Origin of the sequence: Pseudomonas helleri (assembly GCF_009600315.1) — a bacterium.
Lineage (GTDB): Bacteria > Pseudomonadota > Gammaproteobacteria > Pseudomonadales > Pseudomonadaceae > Aquipseudomonas > Aquipseudomonas helleri_A.
The window spans coordinates 153,691-176,261 of the sequence record NZ_WIWC01000005.1 but is presented as its reverse complement, the minus strand read 5'-3'; the positions used below and the strand labels follow the sequence as shown (position 1 = coordinate 176,261).

Genomic DNA, 22,571 nt, shown 5'->3' with positions numbered 1-22,571 from the left:
GAGGGAAGCTTATGATTCTGATGTGGCAAATGGCCAAAGTTGGAAGGCTTCTTGCAAAGGCAGGCTTCACGGCGCACTCAGCGTCAAAAGTTTGCTAAAGGTTTGTCGCAATGTCATTGGATCGTTCTCAGTTAATCAACACAGCGCGCAGCGGTCTGGCCGGTTTGGGCCAAGGGCAGTTGGGCGTGCCGTTGTTGTTGCTGGTGATGCTGGCAATGATGATGCTGCCTATCCCGCCCTTTCTGCTGGATGTGTTTTTCACGTTCAATATCGCGCTGTCGATTGTCGTGCTGCTGGTGTGCGTCTACGCATTGCGGCCGCTGGATTTCGCCGTATTCCCCACCATTCTGTTGGTCGCGACCTTGATGCGGCTGGCGCTCAACGTGGCTTCCACGCGCGTGGTGATGCTCCACGGTCAGGACGGGCATGCCGCCGCCGGTAAGGTCATTCAGGCCTTCGGCGAGGTCGTGATCGGCGGCAATTACGTGGTCGGTATCGTGGTCTTTGCGATTTTGATGATCATCAACTTCGTGGTGGTAACTAAAGGTGCCGGGCGTATTTCCGAGGTGAGCGCGCGTTTCACCCTGGACGCCATGCCCGGCAAGCAAATGGCCATTGATGCTGACCTCAACGCGGGCCTGATCGATCAGAATCAGGCCAAGCTGCGTCGTCAGGAAGTCGCTCAGGAGGCGGAGTTCTACGGTTCCATGGACGGTGCCAGCAAATTCGTACGCGGTGATGCCATCGCCGGTCTGTTGATTCTGTTTATCAACCTGATTGGCGGCATGGCGGTGGGTATCTTCCAGCACGGCATGACCTTTACCGACGCGGGCAAGGTTTACGCCTTGTTGACCATCGGTGACGGTTTGGTGGCGCAGTTGCCTTCGTTATTGCTGTCCACCGCCGCAGCGATCATGGTCACCCGTGCCTCCGGCTCTGAAGACATGGGCAAACAGATCAACCGGCAGATGTTTGCCTCGCCCAAAGCGCTGGCGGTGTCGGCGGGCTTGATGGCGATCATGGGTATCGTGCCGGGCATGCCGCACTTTTCCTTTCTGAGCCTGGCGGCCGTCGCCGGTGGCGTGGCGTATTTGATGTGGAAGAAGCAAAACGCTGCCAAAAATCAGGCCTTGCAGGAAGTGAAGTTGCAGCAAGACCTGTTGCCGTCCCCGGCCCGCGCTCAAGAGACCAAAGAGCTGGGGTGGGATGACGTCACGCCCATCGACATGATTGGCCTTGAAGTGGGTTATCGACTGATCCCCTTGGTGGACCGCAATCAGGGTGGCCAATTGCTGGCGCGGATTAAGGGTGTGCGCAAGAAGCTGTCTCAGGATCTGGGTTTTCTGATGCCCACGGTGCATATTCGCGACAACCTCGATCTGGCCCCCAGCGCCTACCGATTGACCTTGATGGGCGTCATTCTGGCCGAGGCCGAGATTTACCCGGATCGAGAAATGGCTATCAACCCTGGGCAGGTGTTTGGCACACTCAACGGGATCACCACCCAAGACCCGGCCTTTGGCCTGGAAGCGGTGTGGATCGAGGTCAGCCAGCGCAATCAGGCCCAGTCGCTGGGCTACACGGTGGTCGACGCCAGCACGGTCGTGGCGACCCACTTGAACCAGATTCTGTACAAACACTCCCATGAGCTGATTGGTCATGAAGAAGTGCAGCAATTGATGCAGTTGCTGGCCAAGTCTTCGCCCAAGCTGGCAGAAGAATTGGTGCCGGGCGTATTGAGCCTCTCACAACTGCTCAAAGTGTTGCAGGCGCTGCTGGCTGAACAAGTCCCTGTGCGCGATATTCGCAGCATTGCCGAAGCCGTCGCCAACAATGCCCACAAGAGTCAAGATACCGCCGCGTTGGTGGCCGCCGTGCGTGTCGGCTTGTCCCGTGCCATCGTGCAAAGCATTGTAGGCGTTGAGTCCGAGCTGCCTGTGATCACCCTGGAACCCAGGTTGGAACAAATATTGCTCAATAGTTTGCAGAAGGCCGGACAAGGCCAGGAAGAGGGCGTTTTGCTGGAGCCGAGCATGGCTGAAAAGCTTCAGCGTTCGTTGATCGACGCGGCTCAGCGTCAGGAAATGCAAGGCAACCCGGTGATCTTGCTGGTAGCAGGCCCGGTACGCGCAATGCTTTCGCGGTTTGGCCGCTTGGCGGTGCCTAACCTGCATGTGCTGGCGTACCAGGAAATCCCGGATAACAAGCAAGTGACGATTGTTGCGACAGTAGGCCCGAACGGCTGAGGGTTTGATAATGCAAGTGAAGCGATTTTTCGCCGCCGACATGCGTCAGGCCATGAAGCTGATTCGTGATGAATTGGGCGCTGATGCCGCCATTATTGGCAACCGCCGCATCGCTGGCGGCGTTGAGCTGACCGCAGCGCTGGATTACAAGCTGTCTGCCTTGGCGCCCCGTGTGCCGAACGCGGAGCTTGAAGAAGAACTGCGCAAGACCCAGTCCAAAATAGTCTCCGCGCAGGCCGAGTTAAGCCTGCGTGGCGAAGGCGACGGTGACGTAAACCGCCAACTGTTTGCCGGTTTGCCTTTGACCGCCGCCGAGCCGTTGATTGAGCCGACGCTCGAAGAGCCGCCGCGTCCGGCCCCTGTGGCTGCACCCGGTATTGACCGACGGGTGTTTGACAGCATGCGGTCCGAGCTCAATGGCCTGCGTGAATTACTCGAAGTGCAACTGGGCTCGCTGGCCTGGAACCAGTTGCAAGGCGCCAAACCGGCGCAAGCCAATTTGTGGCGCCGGTTGCAACGCATTGGTTTGTCGGGGCCGTTGTCCCGTGATTTATTGGCCCAAGTTGCCGAAATTGAAGAGCCACGTCAGGCCTGGCGCATGCTGTTGGCGCACCTGGCGAGGATGATTACGACCCCGGAGATCGAACCCCTTGAAGAAGGCGGTGTGATCGCTATGGTCGGCCCGGCTGGTATGGGTAAAACCACAACGCTGGCGAAGCTGGCGGCGCGTTATGTACTCAAGTACGGCGCGCAACACATCGCATTGGTGAGCATGGATAGCTTTCGTATTGGCGCTCAGGAGCAACTCAAGACCCTGGGCCGGATTCTCAATGTTCCGGTGACGCATGTAGCGCCGGGTCAGTCGCTGGGCCAGACCCTCGAACCCTTGGTGCGCAAGCGCGTGGTGTTGATCGACACTGCTGGCCTGCAAGCCAGTGATCCGGCGCTGCGCCTGCAACTGGAAAGCCTGGCGGGGCGCGGCATCAAGGCACGCAATTACCTGGTGATGGCCACCACCAGTCAGAAGCAAGTGTTGCAGGCTGCCTACCTCAGCTATAAACGCTGCGGGCTGGCCGGTTGCATCCTGACCAAACTCGATGAAACCGCCTGTTTGGGCGAGGTGCTGAGCCTGGCAATCAGCAACGATTTGCCGGTGGCGTATCTGACCGACGGCCCGCGGATCCCGGACGACCTGCACCTGCCGCGTCGTCATCAGTTGGTGAGTCGCGCAGTCAGTGTGCAAATGCAGGAAGATCCCAGCGAAGAGGCCATGGCCGATATGTTTGCTGATATCTATACCAGCCCCCCCGAACGGGTCGGTTGAGCGATATACGATGATTTGCAATGTACCTACATCGATGGTTTGCAAGGTGTGGTGCCAATCGGCACGCGCAGCCAGCCGTTGTAGCCGCGTCTAAGTAAGACAAGGTAAGAAAGATCATGGGCAGCATGCATCCCGTACAGGTGATCGCAGTGACCGGCGGCAAAGGTGGCGTCGGTAAAACTAACGTGTCAGTGAATTTGTCCATCGCCTTGGCCGAACTGGGTCGACGTGTGATGTTGATGGACGCTGATCTTGGGTTGGCCAACGTCGATGTCCTGCTGGGGCTGACCCCCAAATACACCCTGGCCGATGTGGTCGAGGGCCGTTGTGAGCTGCGCGATGTTTTGCTGACAGGGCCCGGCGGCATTCGTATCGTGCCGGCCGCTTCCGGCACCCAGAGCATGGTCAACCTGAGCCCGGCGCAGCATGCCGGTCTGATTCAGGCGTTCAGTGACCTCAGTGACAACCTAGATGTGCTGGTGATTGATACCGCCGCCGGGATTGGTGATTCAGTGGTGAGTTTTGTTCGCGCCGCCCAGGAGGTGTTGCTGGTGGTCTGCGATGAGCCTACCTCAATCACCGACGCCTACGCGCTGATCAAACTGCTGAACCGTGATTACGGCATGAATCGCTTTCGCGTGTTGGCCAACATGGCGCAAAGCCCGCAGGAAGGCCGCAACCTGTTTGCCAAGCTGACCAAAGTCACTGACCGCTTTCTGGATGTTGCCCTGCAATATGTAGGCGCTATCCCTTACGACGAATGCGTACGCAAGGCCGTGCAAAAACAGCGAGCCGTGTATGAAGCATTCCCGCGTTCCAAATGCTCGCTGGCCTTCAAGGCCGTCGCGCAGAAAGTCGACACGTGGCCTTTACCGGCCAATCCCCGAGGCCATCTCGAATTTTTTGTCGAGCGTCTTGTGCAGCAAGCAGGTGGAGGACGGCATTGATGACCGCTAGCGGCTATCGCATGTACAGCAAGGCGTCGCGCGACAATCAGTACGAACTGATCGAGCGCTACGCACCGTTGGTCAAGCGTATTGCCTATCACCTGCTGGCGCGCTTGCCCGCCAGCGTGCAGGTGGATGATTTGATTCAGGCCGGGATGATCGGCCTGCTTGAAGTCTCGACCAAGTACGACGCGACCAAGGGTGCGAGTTTTGAGACCTACGCGGGCATTCGCATTCGCGGTGCCATGCTCGATGAAGTGCGCAAGGGCGACTGGGCGCCACGCTCGGTTCACCGCAATACGCGCATGGTCAGTGACGCAATTCGCGTTATTGAAGCAAAAACCGGGTGTGACGCTAAAGATCACGAGGTTGCGGCCGAACTCCAGTTAAGCCTGGATGATTATTACGCCATTTTGAATGACACCTTGGGCAGCCGCCTGTTCAGCTTCGATGATCTGTTGCAGGACGGCGAGCACGAAGGGCTGCATGAAGATGGCGCCAGCGCGCACCTTGAACCCTCGCGGGATCTGGAAGACGAGCGCTTTCAGGTGGCCTTGACCGAGGCCATCAGCTTGTTGCCGGAGCGTGAGCGTCTGGTGCTGGCGCTGTATTACGACGAGGAATTGAACCTCAAGGAAATCGGCGAAGTGCTGGGGGTCAGCGAATCGCGGGTCAGCCAGTTGCACAGCCAGTGCGCCGCACGTTTGCGCGCGCGTCTGGGCCAATGGCGCGCGCATTGAAACAAAACTGATTCATTCGTAGCAGCTGCCGCAGGCTGCGTTCGATTGCGCAGCGATCGTCAATCCAGAGCCCGTGGTGTGGCTGATACACCGCAGTCGCTGCATTGACGACGGCTTTGCCGCCGAACGTCGCCTGCGGCAACTGCTACGAAATTGACGGGCTTTTGATAATTACCGAATTGATTGAATGGCGCGCTCAGAGCGTGAGCGCGGCAAAGACCGCTTGGAGGCCGTATTGGACAAGAACATGAAGATCCTTATCGTTGATGATTTTTCAACGATGCGTCGGATCATTAAAAACCTGTTGCGTGACCTCGGGTTCACGAACACGGTCGAGGCGGACGACGGCAACACCGCGTTGCCGATCCTCAAGTTGGGCAGCATCGATTTTCTGGTGACCGACTGGAACATGCCCGGCATGAGCGGTATCGACTTGCTGCGCCAAGTGCGAGCCGACGAAAAGCTCAAGCACTTGCCCGTCCTGATGGTGACGGCCGAGGCCAAGCGCGAGCAAATCATCGAAGCGGCCCAAGCCGGGGTTAACGGCTATGTGGTTAAGCCGTTCACGGCTCAGGCGCTCAAGGACAAGATCGAAAAAATCTTTGAACGCATCGGTTGATCGGCTGGAAGGGGGGCGCAATGGAGCATAAAGAAGCGACTCAGGGCGAGTTTGAATCGACCCTGAAAAAACATGCGCACGAATTGGTCGAAAGCCTTGAAAAAGGGCAGTTCGGCGAAGCGGTGCAGTTGATTCACGAACTGAACCAGACCCGCGACCGCGGGCTGTATCAGGAAGTCGGCAAGCTGACCCGCGAGTTGCACAGCTCCATCGTCAACTTTCAAATAGATCCGGGCATGCCGCGTGCCGAAGAAGTGTCGCAGATCACCGATGCCGCCGACCGTTTGGCTTATGTTGTGAAGCTGACGGAAGCGGCGGCCAATCGGACGATGGATTTGGTCGAAAGCAGTACACCGCTGGTCAATGCGCTGGGCACGGAGGCCAAAGCGTTGAGCGCCGATTGGGGACGCTTTATGCGTCGCGAAGTCGGGGCAGAAGAGTTTCGCGAGCTGGCGCGTCGGGTAGACAGTTTTTTGACGCGCAGCGACATTGAGAACGCTCAGGTATCGGCCAACCTCACGGATATTCTGATGGCCCAGGATTATCAGGACCTCACGGGACAAGTGATCAAGCGGGTGACGCAATTGGTCACTGACGTTGAAAGTAATTTGCTCAAACTGGTGTTGATGGCCAGTCAGGTTGATCGCTTTGCCGGTATCGAACACGACCGTGAGGCACTGCGTGCTGAAAATAATTCGCAAAAAAACCTGACCAAGGGTGAAGGTCCGCAGATTCATGCCGATAAACGTGAAGATGTCGTGTCCGGCCAGGATGATGTTGACGATTTATTGTCCAGTTTAGGTTTCTAGGCGCTGAGTAAATACGCCCCGTGCGGTTCTGTGCGGCGGCGTCCAAAGGCCCTATTTCAAGGAGCACGTACATGAGCTTCGGCGCCGATGAAGAAATCCTTCAGGATTTCCTGGTTGAAGCCGGCGAGATTCTAGAGCTGTTGTCCGAACAACTGGTTGAGCTGGAAAGCCGACCGGATGATGCGGACTTGCTCAATGCAATTTTTCGCGGTTTTCACACTGTAAAAGGGGGCGCCGGCTTTCTGCAGCTCAATGAGCTGGTGGAGTGCTGCCATATCGCCGAAAACGTGTTCGACATCCTGCGCAAGGGTGAGCGAAGCGTAGACGCCGAGCTGATGGACGTTGTCCTCGAAGCGCTGGATGCGGTCAATGGCATGTTTGCCCAAGTGCGTGAGCGCAGCCCGGTTACGGCTGCCACGCCCGACCTGTTGGCGGCTCTGGCGCGTTTGGCCGAGCCTGCGACCAGCCAGCCGCTGGTTGCGGTTGAACCGGCCAGGCAAGCAGAGCCAGCAGGCGACATTACCGACAGCGAATTTGAATTACTGCTCAACTCGCTCAATGCGGTGAAGGCGGCTGCGGCCGAACCTGCACCCGCGAACCCGCCCGCACAGGCCAGCGATGAAATCAGCGATGCCGAGTTTGAATCGTTGCTCGATCAGCTGCATGGCAAAGGGCAGTTCTCTGCGGATACGGTCACCAGCGTTGCGTCAGAGCCGGTAGTGCAAGCCCCTGCGCCTGCCAGCAATGAAATCACCGACGACGAATTTGAAGCCTTGCTCGATCAATTGCATGGCAAAGGCGCATTCAATTCCGATGGGTTGGACGCGGCGGTTACAGCGCCCGTGCAGAGCGATGCGCAAGCGGCGGTCAACCCCGATCACATCAGTGATCACGAATTCGAAGCGTTGCTGGATGAGTTGCACGGCAAGGGCCAGTTTTCTGCCCAAAGCCCTGCGCTCGAAGCGCCTGTGGCTGCGGCCAAACCAGTCGAAGCGGCCCCGGCCCGTACAGCTGCGGTCCGCACACCTGCTGCACAGCCGGAAAAGGCCCACGCCAGCGAAGCCGAGACCACCGTACGGGTGGACACGGCGCGCCTTGACGACATCATGAACATGGTCGGCGAGCTGGTGCTGGTGCGTAACCGTCTGGTGCGACTGGGCCTTAACAGCAGCGATGAAGAGATGGCCAAGGCTGTCTCCAACCTCGATGTGGTCACGGCCGACTTGCAAACGGCGGTCATGAAGACGCGGATGCAGCCGATCAAAAAAGTGTTCGGACGCTTCCCGCGTCTGGTTCGCGACCTGGCTCGCCAGTTGAAAAAAGAAATCAGCCTGGAGCTGGTGGGCGAAGAAACCGATCTGGACAAAAACCTGGTCGAGGCGCTGGCCGATCCGTTGGTTCACTTGGTGCGCAACGCGGTTGACCACGGTTGCGAAACCCCCGAAGAGCGCGAAGCCGCGGGCAAAACCCGCTGCGGCCGGGTGATCCTGTCTGCCGAGCAAGAGGGCGACCATATCTTGCTGTCGATCTCCGATGACGGCAAAGGCATGGACGCCAACGTGCTGCGAGCAATTGCCGTGAAGAAGGGGTTGATGGACAAGGACGCGGCTGATCGCCTGAGCGAGTCCGATTGTTACAACCTGATTTTTGCGCCCGGCTTTTCGACTAAAACCGAGATCAGCGACGTGTCCGGGCGTGGCGTGGGCATGGACGTGGTGAAAACCAAGATCGCCCAGCTCAATGGCTCCTTGAGCATCGAATCAACCTTGGGCCGTGGCTCGAAAATCGTCATCAAGGTGCCTCTGACGCTGGCCATTATGCCAACCCTGATGGTGATGCTGGGCAATCAGGCGTTCGCCTTCCCGCTGGTCAACGTTAACGAAATTTTCCACCTCGACCTGTCGCACACCAATGTGGTCGATGGTCAGGAAGTGGTGATTGTGCGGGACAAGGCGCTGCCGCTGTTCTACCTCAAGCGCTGGCTGGTGGCCTCTGCGGTCCACGAAGAACAGCGCGAAGGGCATGTGGTGATTCTGTCGGTGGGCACCCAGCGCATCGGTTTTGTGGTGGACCAACTGGTGGGACAGGAAGAGGTGGTCATCAAGCCATTGGGCAAGATGCTTCAGGGCACGCCGGGCATGTCGGGCGCCACCATTACCGGTGATGGTCGCATTGCCTTGATCCTCGATGTGCCGAGCATGCTCAAGCACTACGCTTCGCGGCGTATTTGATTCTAGTGGTGTGGGCGGTGCGTTCGCGCCGCTTAACGGAGTGTTTATGGTAGTCAAAGTCCTGGTGGTGGATGATTCCGGTTTTTTCCGCCGCCGTGTCTCGGAAATTCTCTCGGCTGATCCCACGATTCAGGTGATCGGTACGGCCACCAATGGCAAGGAAGCCATTGATCAGGCGCTGGCCCTCAAGCCTGACGTGATCACCATGGATTACGAGATGCCATTGATGGATGGCATCACGGCCGTGCGCCACATCATGCAGCGCTGCCCGACCCCGGTGTTGATGTTCTCGTCACTGACCCACGAAGGCGCCCGCGTGACCCTCGACGCGCTGGATGCCGGGGCAGTGGATTTCCTGCCGAAAAACTTTGAAGACATCTCGCGTAATCCCGAGAAGGTCAAACACATGCTCTGCGAAAAGGTTCACAGCATTTCGCGCAGCAACCGTCGTCTGTCCAACTACAGTGCAGCGCCCGCGCCCGCGCCATCACCTGCGCCTGCACCTGTGTCCAGCAAGCCGGCTGTGGGCGGCTTTGTGCCGCCGTCCGCGCCAGTTGCTCCGGCCCGCACCACACCCATTGCCAGTCGCTCAGCGCCTGCCCCAGTGTCGGCAGCCCCCAAGCGCAAAGCCTACAAATTGGTCGCCATCGGTACCTCAACGGGTGGGCCCGTGGCATTGCAACGGGTGCTGACCCAATTGCCGGGTAACTTTCCGGCGCCCATTGTGCTGGTTCAACACATGCCGGCAGCATTTACCAAAGCCTTTGCAGAGCGTCTCGACAAACTGTGCCGCATCAGCGTCAAGGAAGCCGAGGACGGCGATATTTTGCGTCCGGGGTTGGCGTTGCTGGCCCCCGGCGGCAAGCAAATGATGATCGACGGCCGCGGTGCGGTGCGCATCCTGCCCGGTGACGAGCGCCTTAACTACAAGCCGTGCGTGGATATCACCTTTGGTTCGGCGGCCAGATCCTACGGTGACAAAGTATTGGCAGTGGTGCTGACCGGCATGGGCGCCGACGGCCGTGAAGGCGCACGCTTGCTCAAGCAGAGCGGCAGCGCGGTCTGGGCTCAGGACGAAGCCAGTTGCGTGATTTACGGCATGCCGATGGCCATCGTTAAAGCCAATCTGGCGGATGCGGTGTACAGCCTTGACGATATTGGTCGCCACCTGATCGAGGCCTGCCACTGATGGACGTTCTGAGCCTGATCGGCATCATCATGGCGTTTGTCGCCATCATCGGCGGCAACTACCTGGAAGGCGGCCATCTGGGCGCGCTGGCTAATGGCCCGGCTGCGTTGATTGTGTTGGGCGGAACGGTGGGCGCAGCGTTGTTGCAATCGCCCATGAGCGCGTTCAAGCGGGCCATGCAAACCCTTCGCTGGATTCTTTTTCCGCCGCACATCGACATGGCCGGCGGCATTGACCGGGTCGTCAACTGGAGCCTGACGGCACGCAAGGAAGGCCTGCTGGGCCTTGAAGGCGTGGCCGATGCCGAACCCGACAGTTATTCGCGCAAAGGCTTGCAACTGCTGGTCGACGGGGCAGAACCCGAAGCCATTCGCAGCGTCCTTGAAGTCGACTACATGACCCAGGAGAGCCGCGACATCGAGGCGGCCAAAGTCTTTGAAAGCATGGGCGGTTATGCGCCGACCATCGGCATCATCGGTGCGGTGATGGGCTTGATCCATGTGATGGGCAACCTGGCAGACCCGACCCAATTGGGCAGCGGCATTGCTGTGGCCTTCGTCGCGACCATTTACGGCGTGGCCAGTGCCAACCTCGTGCTGTTGCCGGTGGCCAGCAAACTTAAAGCCATTGCCCAGCGCCAGTCGCTGTACCGCGAGATGTTGCTCGAAGGCATTCTGTCGATTGCCGAAGGCGAAAACCCGCGCTCCATCGAACTCAAGCTGCAAGGCTTTGTAGGTTAACCATGAGTCGTCGCCGCCGCTCCGAGGATGAGCACGTCAATCACGAACGCTGGCTGGTGTCCTACGCGGATTTCATCACCTTGTTGTTTGCTTTCTTTGTCGTCATGTACTCCATTTCGTCGATCAATGAAGGCAAATACAAAGTCATTTCACAAGCGCTGGTGGGGGTGTTCAACGACCCGGAGCGCAGCATGAAGCCTATTCCGATCGGTGATGAGCGGCCACTGAGCACCACACCTGCCGAGCCGTTGATAAAAGACAGTGAGCGCACCGATGCAGGCATTGGCCAGACGAGCACTGACCCGCTCAAAACCATTGCTGACGACATCTCTCGTGCGTTTGGCGATTTGATCGCCTCCAACCAATTGACGGTGCGCGGCAATGAGTTGTGGGTCGAAATCGAGTTGAACTCCAGTTTGTTATTTGGCAGCGGTGACGCCATGCCCAGTGATATGGCCTTCACCATCATCGACAAAGTGGCCGCCATCCTTAAACCTTTTGATAACCCGATTCATGTCGAAGGCTTTACCGATAACCAGCCGATTCGCACGTCGCAATACCCGACCAACTGGGAACTGTCGTCAGCTCGGTCAGCCAGCATCGTACGCATGCTGGCCATGCAGGGCGTCAGCCCGGCACGCATGGCCTCGGTGGGCTACGGCGAATTTCAGCCGGTGGCCAATAACGCCACGCAAGAAGGCCGGGCGAAGAACCGCCGGGTGGTGCTGGTGGTGTCGCGCAACCTTGAAGTGCGCCGTAGCCTCACGGGTGTAGGCAGCGCCAATGCCACCGCCGATGCCGTCCTCAAGCGCGCTGGCACACAAACTGCACCGCAACCAACAAAGCCACGGGTTGATGGGGATGCCGTCAATTCTCCGTCGTCGCCCTTATAAGATTTTCGGCCGGCAGGTACGAAGCCGGGAGGAACCACTAAATGAGAGTCTGGGCAGTAGCCAATCAAAAAGGTGGCGTCGGCAAGACGACCACATCCATCGCACTGGCCGGTTTGCTGGCCGAAGCGGGTAAGCGCGTGGTGGTGGTCGACCTTGACCCGCACGGTTCCATGACCAGCTATTTCGGTTATGACCCCGATGGCCTTGAACACAGCGTCTACGATTTGTTCTTGCACAAAGGCCAAGTGCCCCAAGGCTTGGCGGCGCAGTTGTTGCTGCCCACCAGCCACGACAATATTGCCTTGCTGCCAGCGACCACGGCACTGGCCACACTGGAGCGTCAAGCGCCGGGTCAGAGCGGTCTTGGGCTGGTGATTGCGCGCAGCCTGGCGCAAGTGTGGCAGGACTACGATTACGCGATTATCGACAGCCCGCCGATTCTGGGCGTGTTGATGGTCAATGCCTTGGCGGCAAGCCAGCAGCTGTTGATTCCGGTACAGACCGAACACCTGGCCCTCAAAGGGCTGGAACGCATGGTTCACACCTTGAGCATGATCAACCGTTCGCGCCCGCAAGAGCTGCCGTTCTGCATCGTGCCGACCTTGTTTGACCGCCGCACGCAAGCGTCGATCAGCACCTTGCGGGTGTTGCGCGATACCTACCCGGACACCCTCTGGCAGGGCTTTATACCGGTGGATACGCGCTTGCGCGATGCCAGCCGGGCCGGGCAGACACCGTCGCAGTTCGATGACAAAACCCGTGGCGTGATCGCTTACCGTGCGCTGCTCAAACACGTCTTGACCCGCCAGCTTTCACCGCAGGCGGTGTGAGGTGAGGGTGTATTCAAGTATCCGCTGCGTGCAGCCGATAACGTCTACAAGCCTCAGATATGAGGCCGTTGAATGGGTCACCTTATGACACAACCGATAGCCGTTTCGACCCGTCCGCAATTGGCGTTGCAGTCTTATCTCGATGATTTGCTGTTTGATGCCACCGAGGCGTTGCCGCCCATCGAAGATGAGCCTCAGGTCCCTGTTGCCGAGTCGCACAGCGCCGAGCTGGATGAGTTCCGTGCCGCCATGCTCGAAGAAGAAGTGCGCGATGCCCGCGCGCCCGCAATGCCAGTAGAGCTGGCCACCGTGGGCGTGGCGGCTGAAGCCTTCGTTAATCCGCTGATTGAGGCTCATCGTCCGCGCGTGGTTGCGCCACCTGTGCCGACATCCGAAGACGGCCGCCCCGCGTGGGCCACCGAACCCTTCGAGTGCTTGCTGTTTGATGTTGCCGGTCTGACCTTGGCGGTGCCGCTGGTCTGCCTGGGTTCCATATATTCCCTCGAAGGGCGCGAATTGACGCCCTTGTTTGGTCAGCCTGACTGGTTTTTGGGTCTGTTGCCCATTCAAAGCGGCAACCTCAAGGTGCTGGACACGGCGCGCTGGGTGATGCCCGACCGCTATCGCGATGATTTTCGCGAGGGCTTGCAATACGTTATTTCGGTACAGGGCTACGAATGGGGGTTGGCCGTTCACCAAGTCAGCCGCTCGTTGCGCCTGGACCCCAATCAGATCAAATGGCGCTCTCAGCGCGGACAACGCCCCTGGCTGGCCGGCACAGTGATTGAACACATGTGCGCGCTGCTGGACGTGGAACAGTTGGCCGAGTTGATCACCCAGGGCAAGGGCTAGTGGGGCCAGTGCCCGTGAACACCATCAGCGGTTTTTTTAGTCAAGGGTTTGATGCATGAACAAGTCAGCCGCACAACACAGTAGTGAAGATCCGATCCTGCAATGGGTCACCTTCAAGCTGGACAACGAAACCTACGGCATCAACGTGATGCAAGTGCAGGAAGTGCTGCGCTACACCGAAATCGCCCCTGTACCGGGTGCGCCTTCTTACGTGTTGGGCATCATCAACCTGCGCGGCAACGTCGTCACGGTGATTGATACCCGTCAGCGGTTTGGTTTGCATAACGCTGAAATCACCGATAACTCGCGCATCGTGATCATCGAAGCCGACAAGCAAGTGGTTGGCATTCTGGTCGACAGCGTGGCCGAAGTGGTTTACCTGCGTCAGTCTGAAATCGAAACGGCGCCGAATGTGGGCAATGATGAATCGGCCAAATTTATCCAGGGTGTGTGCAACAAGAACGGCGAACTGCTGATTCTGGTTGAGCTGGACAAAATGATGACCGAAGAAGAATGGTCGGACCTGGAGAACATCTGATTGATCCTTGAGGCAGCAGTAATCGTTCTGGCGCTCGCATGGGTGATCAGCCTCTGGCAGTTGCGTGCTTACCTGCGTCGCCAGCGCGATCTGGCGACGCAGCAGGCAACGGCGGATGCCGAGCGTGACCGGCGCATCAAGGAGCTGGCGCGGCGTCTGGACACCTACCAGAACGGCAGCGTGCAGATGGGCGAAGATTTGCTGGAGCTGAGCGCGGTGGTGGCGCCGCTGCCCGAGAAGCTGGCGCAGCTGGAGCAACGTGATCCCACCAGCCTGTCGTTCAATCAGGCCGCGCGTCTGGTGAGCATGGGCGCCAGCGTCGATGAACTGACCCAGTCGTGCGGGTTGACTCAGGCTGAAGCCGAGTTGATGAGCAAGATGCACAAGGGCTAGTGCAAATCTTGTAGCAGCTGACGAGCTCTGCGAGGCTGCGTTCGGCGGCGCAGCCGTCGCCAAACCGGAGTCCTCGTTATATCTGATCCACCGATAAGTTCGGCTTGCGACGGCTGCGCCGCCGACCGTAGCCTCGCGTTGCTCGTCAACTGCTACGAGGGCAACGTTTAGACTTTACGCAGCACTCGGTGCAAGGTGTCCACCAGCGTGCGTGTGGTCTGGTCAATTTCGACATTGACCCGATCCCCCACCTGCAAGCCCTTAAGGGTGGTCAATGCCAACGTTTGCGGGATCAGGTTCACGGTCAGTGTGCGCCGCGCTTCGTCGAGACGGTCAATGGTCAAACTGCAACCGTGCAGCCCGATAAAGCCCTTTTTGAACACATACGCCAAGGTGCCGGGGTCCAGTTGAAATTCTGCCTCCACGGCATCACCTCGCACATGCCATAAAACAACCCTGGCCGTCGTTTCAACATGCCCGTAGAGCGCATGCCCGCCGTTTTCCTCTCCCGTTCGGTGCGAGCGCTCGATATTCACCCACTCGTCAAGGCGCAGGTCCTTGAGGGTGGTGATTTCGGCTGTTCGTTGTGAAATGTCGAACGACGCCGTTCCCGATCCATAAGCCGTTACGGTCAGGCAGGTGCCATTGACCGATACGCTGGCGCCGATATCAACGGTGTCGAACAGCGGATGAGCCAAAACAATCCGGGTATGACCGGCGTCCAACTCGATGGATGTGACCTGTGCGGTGCCTTGAACAATGCCGGTATACATCAGGCGCTCCTCTTTTCAAGCAGCAACAGCACCGTTGAATAGGCCGTGTGGTAGCGCCCTGCGCAGTAGTGCTCATACAGGCGCTGGTAGTAATCATTGATGGCCAGGTCGCGGATGCTGGCTTCAAATTGGCCGTACACGACTGAGCCGCTGCCCAGATGCCAATCCTTGAAGTCTTCAAAACTCTCGAACTGAACCTGTTCTTCGAGGCGGTGAGAACGGATGATCGTGAAGTCCCGCAGGGCATTGATGATCGAGTCGCGATTGAAGCGAAAGTCATCGAACACCACGGGCTCGCCAATGCTCGGGTAGCGTTGACGGATTTCTGTCAGTACCTGCTCATGAATGGCCCGCTCACCGGGCACATAATCAAATTCAAAGGCACAGGACAAAAACAGCAGGCCGCCCGGTTTAATCAGCCCGGACAACTTGTCGATCACCGCTTGCTCTCTTGGGATAAACCAATGCAGGCAGGCTGCGCAGATCGCCGCGTCATATCGCGCAGGCTCCAGTGAACACTCCAGAAAATCGCTGACCATAAACCTGACATTGGGCGCAGCGTGGGCGAGGCTGGCGTACGCCACCATGTCCCTGGAGATGTCGATGCCGGTGTAGTGTTCGATGTTGTCGGGGTCTGTGAATAGGAGGGTATTGCCGGTTCCGCAGCCCACATCCAGTAACGTTCCTTTGGCCGGGGCGAAGGATAGCAGCAACTCCAGGCAGCGTTTTTGCAAGTGTTTGGAGGTGCGTTGATAGCCTTGTGGGGTCAACCAGATATTGTCCATCAGGCGTCTCCTTCAACCGTTAACGGATCAGCCAGCCCATAACGCCCGTTGCCGGGGTTCAAACCCAGTTGCTTGCGCACTTGCTCGGGGGTTGCCGGGGTCAGCTCCAGATGGCTGGCGATCGCCGTAATGCGTTGCAGCAGGCTGCGGTTGCTCGCCAGTGTGGTGCGCGCGCCATCGAGCCAGATATTGTCTTCAAGCCCTATGCGAATGCCGTGGCCAGCGGCCAGCGCCAGTGTATTGCTGCGCAGTTGGTAGCTGCCCAGCCCCGCGAACGAACTGACGACCTCCTTGGGTAATGCACTGATCAGCGCGGCGATATGAGCAAAACTGGGTTGAGCACCAAAAATATTGCCCAGCAAAATATTGGCGTACACCGTAGGCGGCATTAACTGCTTGTTGATCAACACTTGAAGGTAGTTCGACATGCCGGTATCGAAAATTTCCACTTCGGGGGAGATGCCTTTGAGGGCCATTTGCCGGGCAAGGTATTGAATGGTGCTGGGGGCGTTGATGCTGGGCTGGGCGGGGAAATTCATGGATGAAAGCGTCAGTGATCCCATGTCCGGTTTCGCCTCGCCATCTAGTGTCAGGGGCAAGGCCCGTAACGTGGGGTCAGCAATATTTCGACCGCTCAGGGACACGCATAAAATCAGCTGCCGGTCATGCTGGCGAATGCCTTCAATAATGGCCGCGAAGGTCGTGAGGTCGCAGGTGGGTTCGCCTGTTTTGGCGTCTCGAGCATGCAAGTGGGCAATCGAGGCGCCCATGTCGGCGGCCATCAATACATCCTCGATGATTTCACTCACGCTGATGGGCGTATAGACATTGAGTTGTTTGGTGGGAACCATGCCGGTGGGTGAGAAGTTCAAAATATAGGAGGACATGTTCAGGACTCCTTTTTGTTATTTAAATTAATGGTGTGTTGTTTCAGGTTTATTTTGCTTCGCAAGTAAGGTTCGTTTTCGGTGGTCAGGAACACCCCTGACGGAATGGTTTTATGGATGGTGACGTTGCACGCTATCAGCGCGGAAACTTTGGCCGGGTTATTGGTAATCAGGTCGATGGTCTGAATGTGTAATGCTTTGAGCATGGCGGCGGCCACCTCAAACTCCCTTAAATCATCGGCGTACCCGAGCATCTGGTTGGCGGTGAAGGTATCAATGCCCTGGGATTGAAGTTGATAGGCCTCGAACTTTGAATATAAACCGATGCCGCGGCCTTCCTGTCGCAGGTAAATCAATACGCCACCGCCGCGCAGTGCCATTTCCTGGAGGGCTTCTTTCAATTGCGCGCCGCAATCGCAGCGCCTGGAACCAAATACATCGCCCGTCAGGCATTCGGAGTGAATGCGAGTGAGGACGGGCAGGGTTCGGTAGTTGCCAATCAATAAGGCAAAATGCTCTTCATCCATTCCGTTAAAGGAGACAAACTGGGTCAGAAGGGGAATCCCTTCTATCGGGATTTCAACAGACGTTTTTAAAGTCACGGTATTCATCTTCAGCTCCTTGCATATACCTGCCGAGGGCAGGAAAAAATAATGAGACATTGAAGAAGTGATGCGTTATTGAGTGCGGGATGGGGGGCTAATAGCGCTGGGCAAACACGCCGCCGTCAGCACGGTTATGCCTGACAATACGATCACTGTTGCCAACCCCATGTGGAAAAAAACAAGGTCAGATTCACCCGGTAACCAGCGGGCGGGGTTATAAAAAGCGGCCAGCAGCGCAGGCACTGATTGTCCGATCAGGGCATTAAGTTGCATCACTGAACTCATCAACACCGTGGCGTTATGCAGACGGGTATGTTCTATGCCCCACAGGCTGGTAGTGGAGTAGGCGAGAAATTGAACGGAGCGCGCGCAGCCATGGACAAAACATAACCCCCAAAGTGTGATCGGCTCCTGAATCAAAGGCGTGTTATAGAACAGCCCAAGACTCAGGGTGGTGGCGAGTGATGCGCAGATAAAAAAGAATTTAAGGTGCCGACAACCGGTTAGCAGTTTTACGGCAATCGGTTTGGCGAGAACGTTTCCGGCGAAGATAAAAAACAGACAGTGCCCGGTAAACACCGCCGGAGCATCGGCGTTTTCCATCAGGCCAATGATTAACAGGGTTGGAAAGGCATAGATGCTGATGCGAAATAAACTGCCGGAAACCAGATTGAGTTTAAACAGCGGGTTGTTCAACAGTTGCAGATCGAACAGTGCTGTGTGGCGAGCACTACGCAGCGTCAAGGTCAACAATGCGCCGCCGATCAGCATCCAGCCTGCGGCCATAGCGGCGTAGTAGCCTTGATGAGTCGAGCTGAACACAAACACCATAAACAATGCCACGCAAAACAAGGTCCATAGGGCATAGGCCCGGCGGTTCAGTGGTGTGCGTTTGGCGACGGGGCTGGGCAGTGACCGCAGCAAAAGCCGGCAGGCTATAAAAAGCGCCACGGCCAGCAGCGCGACAAACACAAAGATCAGACGCCAGCCACCGGCGCTTAACATCAGCGTGGCGATATAAGGGGCCGCCATCGGGGCAGTGAGCGCAGGGGCGATCAACCAGGCCATGGTTCTGGGCAATAGAGGTTTGGGGGTGTTGGCCAGTATCAAGGCGCGTCCGGCCGGAACAATTAACGCACTGCCAAAGCCTTGAATAAATCGGCCAAAACACAGGGTGTACAGGTCGGGGCTGAGGGCGCAGACCCATGAGCCGACGAAAAATATCAGCACGCCCGATTGAAACTTTCCGGCAAGCCCCCGTTGATTGAACACATAACCACTGAGCGGTGTGAAAACGGCCAGCGCCAACACATACGTGGCCAATGACAGCGTGACTTCACTGATGCTGGCGTTGATAGCGTTGGCCATGGGCACGATGGCCACAATCATCACGGTGGCATCCAGCACCTCAAGAAAGAACGCAGCGGCCACGGTCAGGATCTGTGCACTGCTCGCAGTACGGGTGGGCGCGTTCATAGCGCCAGCGCTACGCCAGTGCTGCGCGGGTCGGCAGCGGCAAACACCCGGCCATTGAAAGTGTTGATGCCGGCCAGTTGGACGACTCCGAGTTTATCGGACAGCCCGTGGGTCCAGGTGAACACAGGATCTGCCTGTGCCGATTCACTTAAATAAGTCGGCACTCCGGTTTTAGGATGACAGCCGAGATTGGCATAACGGGGACTGGCGACAGCGGTTTGAATCGGACAATGCTGCGCTACGATTTTATTAATGATGAAGGCCAGGGTTTGCGACTGAACAGGCCCGCCCGAAGTGCCAATAATAAATTCAAGATCACGGCAACGGACATGCACGCAATTGGTTGTGTGTTTGGCGGCGACCGAGCCTTTGAAGTGAGCCCCCCAGTGCGGGCCATTAAAAGAAAAAGCGCGATTGGACAGGAGAATGCCGGTGTCTTCAATTTCAAATAAAGCGCCCAGCGGCGTAAAGATGGAGTTGGTAATGCCGGTCAGTGTTCCGTCGGCCTCGGCGCATGCCATAAAAACAGTGTGAGAAGGCTTTGATGATTGCGCCACCGGTTCGCGATCACCCCATTTAAGTTGCTCATAGAGGGCGGCCGCGTGCTGGCTTAAGGTGTGATCGTTATCCGCAGGTGCCGGTGGCTGTGTTGCCAGTAGCGTGTCTATAAGCCCAGCCGCGGTGCACATCTGTCGCGGGGTGAGCTCCTCAGTGTCTTGCGCACTTAGTTGATAAATCTTTAACAGTAAAAACAATTCTCGCCAGGGACTGTTACTGCCGTGAGCGGTGATCGTCGCTTGCATAAACTCCGTGGTGCGAGTTTCTGGCAGATTAGGTTCAAAGTCTGAAAAGTCGGAAGTGGTATAGAGCGAAGGGTCGCAGGATGCCAATGCGTTGAGTACCTGCTCGGCTAACACGCCGGTATACAGTGATGAGAAACCTTCACGGTTTAATGCATTCAATGTGTGGCGATGCAACAACTCAAAGCCGTGAGTGTGAGTAAAACAATGACTCCATTGAGCGAGGCGGGTATAGGGTGTGGTTTCGTTGAGTGCATTTATAACCGTTCGGGACAAACTGTCGGTCGCGACTAAACCATGGCTTAAATCATGTTTTATCAGTGAGTGGGTAATCTGATTAATATCAAGGGTGTGAGCGTTAACGTAACGGTCATATGCGCTGGGGCAGCCATAAATCATGGTGCTGTAAATGCCACGGCGTGGAGTGGAAGTTAATCCTCGTGTTAAATAACTTTGCGGGTGTTGATTGCGAGCTGTTTTTCCGGTGCCGTTAAGCATGTCGATCTGACCCTGGCGCGACTGCATAATAATTGCATCGCCACCCAGGCCACATAAGTGCGGGAGGTTGAAGGTCAGTGAAAGTGCAGCGCTTAATGCCGCGTTACAGGCTTTGGCAGATAATAAATATTCAGACATGCCCATGGTCGATGATTTGAAGTGCGGCGTTGCAATACTGAATGAAAGGCCCTGCGCTAAATTTGACATAAAGCGGCCTCGCGATGGATGGCTGGGTGAGCCATTGCTTGAAGGTGTTTTAGTTATAGTGGGTCTATATATAAGTGCAATTTAAAGGCGCGTAGGACTAATCCCTAGAGTTTGAAGAATACTCCTACATAACTTATTCGTTTTTATCGATGGCTGTAATTGGAAGTCTGTGTGGTTGTGTTTATCAGAAGCCAAAAGCACGCTTTAAAGTGCGGTGAAGCACCGCGTGCTCTATGGCTGTTCAAGGGCGTTAGCCTGGGGTGATGTCGCGCTCCACGGGCTGTTCATCGGGGTCAAAGCCTTGCGGGAATTTGCCCTTCAGTTGCCAGGCGAAGGCGATGATTTCAGCCAGTGTCCGATACAACTCCTGCGGGATGCTGTCGCCCAGCTCCATCCGGGCTAATAATTTCACCAGTTCGGCGTTTTCGTAAATCGGCACTTCGTGCTCGCGCGCCAGTTGCAAAATCGCCTCAGCCAGAGCGTCGTCGCCTTTGGCAGTCAACGTGGGCGCTTGTTTACCGTCGTATTTAAGCGCAATGGCCTGACGCGGTTCGGGTTGTGTGGTCATGCGGTTTCGTCCACCCAGCGTTGTTCCAATGGGGTATGACCACCTTGCGGTGGGGTGCCGAGATGGCAATCGAGATCGGTCACGCTCAATCCCGCATCACTCAAACGTTGTCGTAAATGCCCCAATTGGCTGGCGATGAGTTCGGCGGTATAGACGCGCTCAGCCCACAACTGCCCTGACAGACTTCCGCGAATCAGTTGGGCTTGCACGTGCAGCGGCCCCAGCGGCGTCAGGTCGAAAGCCAATTCAACGCGCCACAGCTGATCTTTGATGGTGCGGGTTTCAGGGCTGTCCGCTGTCTCTTTTTCAGGCGGGTCTTCGCGTTGGAACTTGACCTGCAACGGGACGATGTCATGGGCATTGCGCATCGGTATTTCCAGCTGCCACGTGGTGAGCAGGTTGCCTTCAGCGCTGCGACCGCTTTGCTCCAGGCTGGACAATTGGTGACTTTGCAGGCGCGAAAGAGCGGCGGCCGCCAGCTTGAGTAAATTTTCCAGGCTGTCTTCGCCGTCACCACTGTGCAGCGTACGGGATGGCAACGGAAAGCCACCGGTTTGCGGTTTGGCACTGACCTGTCCAAGCATGCCCAGCGCGTTGCGCACAAAAGTTGGCATGGCTTGGGCCTGCGTGCTGGCGGCGATGCCGGGGTTGAAGTTGGGGTTGGCGGGCAGGCCGGGCATTATTTGTGCAATCAGGCGCAGCAAGGTCGCTTTCATGTCCGGGGTCAGCGTTTGGGTCTGGCCATTGAGCAGGTTGGCTTCCAGAAATGCGCCGCTGTTGAGCAAGGCGGTTTTCAGGGTGTCGGGTGAACTCAATTGGGGTGCAGTCGGTAAGCCGGCCAGCAACGTATCGATCGAAGCACGCAGCGGGGCGGGCAGGTCGCCGCCGGGTGCAAGTTTTTGCAGGGCATTAAGCAACCCTTGCAGTGAGCCTTGACGGCTTTGCTGGGCAGCCAGTTGTTGCGCCAGTGCCAGTTGATCTTGTCGACCGCTGAGCGGGACAAAATTCAAGGTGTGTGCATCTTCAACCTGTGCGCTCAACAAGCTGCCCACCCGCAACGGTTGCGCACTGTCCAGCGTCAAGGTGCGGGTGCTCAGGGCGCTGTTGAGCACGCTGACCAGTGAACGATAAACCGTCGGTTGCGCGGCAGTCTGGGCCAGCACTTGGGTGCTCAGCACTTTGCCTTGCAGCAGCGTTCCCGCCGGTACTTGTTGCAGGTCAAGGCGGCTGAGCGGGGCGGCGGCGCTGCTCAGGGCCTGTTGAATGCTGATAGCAAGGCTGCCTGCTGAAGACTGGCTGACGTTCAACAACGTACCCAGCGCGAAGGGTTGCAGACTGCTGACCTGCACGTTGGTCTGACGCCCGCTATCGAGGGTCAGTTTAAGCAACAGTTGAAAGCTGGCATCGCCTTGTTTCAGCGACAGCACCTGTGCTTGAGCGCTTTGCCCGGGGCTGATCAGCCCGTCCAGGGGAGACAACAGCTTGAGCACCTGCGCGCTGGCGACTCCGGGGCGGACACTGGCCGGATTGGCAGGTAGGATGGGCGGAATAGTTATGTCGCTTTTCATCGTTACAACCTGTCGAAAATGCCCTCATTTATGTAGGACATGGCATGTATAAT

The 22,571-nt window shown here is 57.3% G+C and carries 22 protein-coding genes; 14 read left to right on the top strand and 8 right to left on the bottom strand.

Annotation, left to right across the window (positions count from 1 at the left end; translation table 11 throughout):
- Positions 1-116: 116 nt before the first annotated feature.
- From flhA to GHN86_RS05355, 14 genes are all read left to right on the top strand, one after another.
- On the top strand, positions 117-2,246 hold the full coding sequence (gene flhA, locus GHN86_RS05420) for a flagellar biosynthesis protein FlhA (RefSeq protein ID WP_153381365.1): 2,130 nt from the start codon (positions 117-119) through the stop codon (positions 2,244-2,246).
- Positions 2,247-2,256: 10 nt separating this feature from the next.
- The gene (gene flhF / locus GHN86_RS05415) at positions 2,257-3,570 is read left to right on the top strand and encodes a flagellar biosynthesis protein FlhF (protein WP_153381347.1); all 1,314 of its coding nucleotides are present in this window, start codon (positions 2,257-2,259) and stop codon (positions 3,568-3,570) included.
- Positions 3,571-3,686: 116 nt separating this feature from the next.
- Positions 3,687-4,517: a flagellar synthesis regulator FleN gene (gene fleN, locus GHN86_RS05410; protein WP_153381345.1), complete on the top strand. Its 831-nt coding sequence runs from the start codon at positions 3,687-3,689 to the stop codon at positions 4,515-4,517.
- Positions 4,514-5,257: an RNA polymerase sigma factor FliA gene (gene fliA, locus GHN86_RS05405; protein WP_228384869.1), complete on the top strand. Its 744-nt coding sequence runs from the start codon at positions 4,514-4,516 to the stop codon at positions 5,255-5,257. Before fleN ends, fliA begins: the two co-directional genes overlap by 4 nt.
- A gap of 247 nt (positions 5,258-5,504) precedes the next feature.
- Entirely contained in the window at positions 5,505-5,876 is a 372-nt protein-coding gene (locus GHN86_RS05400; protein ID WP_194286260.1) for a chemotaxis response regulator CheY, read from the top strand.
- Between the two features lie 20 nt (positions 5,877-5,896).
- Positions 5,897-6,685 (top strand): protein phosphatase CheZ, encoded by a 789-nt coding sequence (locus tag GHN86_RS05395; RefSeq protein ID WP_153381342.1) that lies wholly within the window; start codon positions 5,897-5,899, stop codon positions 6,683-6,685.
- A gap of 71 nt (positions 6,686-6,756) precedes the next feature.
- Positions 6,757-8,916: a chemotaxis protein CheA gene (locus GHN86_RS05390; protein WP_153381340.1), complete on the top strand. Its 2,160-nt coding sequence runs from the start codon at positions 6,757-6,759 to the stop codon at positions 8,914-8,916.
- A 46-nt stretch (positions 8,917-8,962) separates the two neighbouring features.
- Positions 8,963-10,105 carry a protein-glutamate methylesterase/protein-glutamine glutaminase gene (locus tag GHN86_RS05385; protein WP_153381338.1) on the top strand — a complete coding sequence of 381 codons (1,143 nt, stop codon included), beginning with the start codon at positions 8,963-8,965 and terminating at the stop codon, positions 10,103-10,105.
- Positions 10,105-10,845 (top strand): flagellar motor protein, encoded by a 741-nt coding sequence (locus GHN86_RS05380; protein WP_153381336.1) that lies wholly within the window; start codon positions 10,105-10,107, stop codon positions 10,843-10,845. The genes GHN86_RS05385 and GHN86_RS05380 overlap by 1 nt, the downstream gene beginning before the upstream one ends.
- 2 nt (positions 10,846-10,847) lie before the next feature.
- A complete protein-coding gene (gene motD, locus GHN86_RS05375; RefSeq protein ID WP_153381334.1) occupies positions 10,848-11,738 on the top strand; it encodes a flagellar motor protein MotD in 891 nt (296 codons plus the stop codon).
- 41 nt (positions 11,739-11,779) lie between these two features.
- Positions 11,780-12,568 (top strand): ParA family protein, encoded by a 789-nt coding sequence (locus GHN86_RS05370; protein ID WP_153381332.1) that lies wholly within the window; start codon positions 11,780-11,782, stop codon positions 12,566-12,568.
- Between the two features lie 84 nt (positions 12,569-12,652).
- Positions 12,653-13,420, top strand: coding sequence for a CheW domain-containing protein (locus GHN86_RS05365; protein ID WP_153381330.1), 768 nt, complete (start codon positions 12,653-12,655; stop codon positions 13,418-13,420).
- Between the two features lie 55 nt (positions 13,421-13,475).
- The gene (locus tag GHN86_RS05360; RefSeq protein ID WP_153381328.1) at positions 13,476-13,958 is read left to right on the top strand and encodes a chemotaxis protein CheW; all 483 of its coding nucleotides are present in this window, start codon (positions 13,476-13,478) and stop codon (positions 13,956-13,958) included.
- On the top strand, positions 13,959-14,351 hold the full coding sequence (locus GHN86_RS05355) for a DUF2802 domain-containing protein (protein ID WP_153381326.1): 393 nt from the start codon (positions 13,959-13,961) through the stop codon (positions 14,349-14,351).
- A gap of 167 nt (positions 14,352-14,518) precedes the next feature.
- Here GHN86_RS05355 and GHN86_RS05350 read toward each other — a convergent pair whose 3' ends face one another.
- From GHN86_RS05350 to GHN86_RS05315, 8 genes are all read right to left on the bottom strand, one after another.
- Positions 14,519-15,124 carry a riboflavin synthase subunit alpha gene (locus GHN86_RS05350; RefSeq protein ID WP_153386197.1) on the bottom strand — a complete coding sequence of 202 codons (606 nt, stop codon included), beginning with the start codon at positions 15,122-15,124 and terminating at the stop codon, positions 14,519-14,521.
- Positions 15,124-15,909 carry a class I SAM-dependent methyltransferase gene (locus GHN86_RS05345; RefSeq protein ID WP_153381324.1) on the bottom strand — a complete coding sequence of 262 codons (786 nt, stop codon included), beginning with the start codon at positions 15,907-15,909 and terminating at the stop codon, positions 15,124-15,126. Before GHN86_RS05345 ends, GHN86_RS05350 begins: the two co-directional genes overlap by 1 nt.
- Entirely contained in the window at positions 15,909-16,796 is an 888-nt protein-coding gene (locus tag GHN86_RS05340; protein ID WP_153381322.1) for a 3-keto-5-aminohexanoate cleavage protein, read from the bottom strand. The genes GHN86_RS05345 and GHN86_RS05340 overlap by 1 nt, the downstream gene beginning before the upstream one ends.
- Before the next feature lie 2 nt (positions 16,797-16,798).
- Positions 16,799-17,407, bottom strand: coding sequence for a GTP cyclohydrolase II RibA (ribA, locus tag GHN86_RS05335; protein ID WP_153381320.1), 609 nt, complete (start codon positions 17,405-17,407; stop codon positions 16,799-16,801).
- A gap of 66 nt (positions 17,408-17,473) precedes the next feature.
- Positions 17,474-18,877, bottom strand: coding sequence for an MFS transporter (locus tag GHN86_RS05330; RefSeq protein ID WP_153381319.1), 1,404 nt, complete (start codon positions 18,875-18,877; stop codon positions 17,474-17,476).
- Entirely contained in the window at positions 18,874-20,382 is a 1,509-nt protein-coding gene (locus GHN86_RS05325; RefSeq protein WP_153381317.1) for a gamma-glutamyltransferase, read from the bottom strand. The genes GHN86_RS05330 and GHN86_RS05325 overlap by 4 nt, the downstream gene beginning before the upstream one ends.
- 250 nt (positions 20,383-20,632) lie before the next feature.
- On the bottom strand, positions 20,633-20,950 hold the full coding sequence (locus GHN86_RS05320) for an EscU/YscU/HrcU family type III secretion system export apparatus switch protein (RefSeq protein WP_153381315.1): 318 nt from the start codon (positions 20,948-20,950) through the stop codon (positions 20,633-20,635).
- Positions 20,947-22,518: a flagellar hook-length control protein FliK gene (locus GHN86_RS05315; RefSeq protein WP_153381313.1), complete on the bottom strand. Its 1,572-nt coding sequence runs from the start codon at positions 22,516-22,518 to the stop codon at positions 20,947-20,949. The genes GHN86_RS05320 and GHN86_RS05315 overlap by 4 nt, the downstream gene beginning before the upstream one ends.
- Positions 22,519-22,571 lie beyond the last annotated feature (53 nt).